This window comes from Mycobacterium sp. (assembly GCF_047975165.1).
Classification (GTDB): Bacteria; Actinomycetota; Actinomycetes; order Mycobacteriales; family Mycobacteriaceae; genus Mycobacterium.
Genome location: NZ_JBKECZ010000015.1, coordinates 1 through 1,644, shown reverse-complemented (window position 1 = coordinate 1,644; position 1,644 = coordinate 1). Strand labels below are relative to the sequence as shown.

The window sequence follows — 1,644 nt, the reverse complement described above, 5'->3', positions numbered from 1 at the left end:
TATAAAAAGAATAAGGTAGATGAACTATTAGCAGCAGCAAATGCTCTAATAGAAACTAAAATTACTATTGGTGATTCTCCAACAAACGAACAATGATCTACTAAAAATGGATCTCAAGATATCTTTATTAGAGATGCTTTAAGACAAATTAAGGCATTAGCAAATGTTGTAGCTGAACTAGAACAAGTTATTGAAGCAGGTGGATTAACTGTTGAAGTATTTAAAACAACAACAGATGGAGTAATATCTAATACTCCAATAAAAATTAATCCAGCAGTAGTTATTGAATCTACTAGACCAGCATTACTTTCATATACACAAGAAACAACATATAAAAAATTTGTTGTATCTCAAAATGGAACATTAAGAGTTGTACTTACAGGTGCAGTAGAACAAGGTAATGCTGGAGTAGTTTCTCTGAATGTAGATCTTTATGATGAAGATGCAGGAGTTGCAGTTGACACTTGAACTAAAGATTATGATTTCCCTAATGGGAGTGCTACAGGAGAACAAGTTGCTAAGTTAAACTATGATATTAATAATATTGATCTAACTACAATTATCAATAGAAACTTTTCTATTAGAGCATACACAACAGCAACAGGTAATACAATAGATTCTAAGGCAAATACAATTGTGGACGTAGAACTTATTTCATCCCTAGGGACAGGTACAATTTCAACTACTGATGATCTATTAAATACTTCATTAGTAGAAGGAGATAATGCTACAGATGCATTTAACACATTAAACACAACTAATGATACAATGCAAAGTGAAATAGATTCTGCAGAAGCAAGGATCACAGCTAATGAAACAAACATTGCAAGCAATACTAGTGCCATTGATACTAAGGCAGATACTTCATATGTTAATGGTGCTTTTGTTCCAATAGAACACACTAATTCAGGAAGTTCTATAAATAGTATTTTAAATGAAGATCAAATGAATTTAAGAGTTGATGTATCCCCAGAAGGAAATCTTGATTCTTCAGACTATTCTAAAGCAGGGATAGCATTAAGACTATACAGGGATTCAAGTGCAAGATTGGAAATCCTTAAAGGATACTTTACTACTGGAGACATCACTTTAAAAGATTTTATGCCTGATGACGTTAGGGGATTAATGTCTAAAGGAAATGTAAATACTTTAATAAATGAAGCAATAACAACAACCTTCAATGCTATGGCACAAGAACTTAATCTTACAGAAGAACAAAAGGCAAGGGTATTAGCGGCAATACCTAAACCAACAGAAGAATAAAAATTTGTGGATGGGGGACGGGAGAAAATAAGGAGAAATAAATGGAAAACATTTTTCAAGCAGTTGCATTGAATTTAGCAACAATTGCAGTGTTATCAATTGCTATTGGATTAGTATTAATTATTAGAGCAATTTTAAAATTTTCTGCAAAAAAAGGAATTGGATTCTTTAAAGCAATCCCAGCTTACTTCATAGAAAAGAAAGCAAGGAAAGCAAACAAGATTGAAGATGACTTAATTGAAGAAGGACTAAGAGCTGATAGAATTAGACAAGCAAAACTTTCTGGGTATGAAGGAACAACTGATCTAAAACTATTTAATGCTAGAAAAAGAACTAAACAATTATCAAAACAATCTAAAAAAGAAAAAAAATTAAAAAAAT

2 protein-coding genes are annotated in these 1,644 nt (G+C 31.5%); both read left to right on the top strand.

The features are described from left to right. Positions 1-636: 636 nt before the first annotated feature. Positions 637-1,263 (top strand): hypothetical protein, encoded by a 627-nt coding sequence (locus ACK5M9_RS00970; protein WP_416891342.1) that lies wholly within the window; start codon positions 637-639, stop codon positions 1,261-1,263. Between the two features lie 41 nt (positions 1,264-1,304). Further along, positions 1,305-1,644: hypothetical protein (locus ACK5M9_RS00965; protein WP_416891341.1), on the top strand; the 340-nt coding region annotated here is incomplete at its 3' end.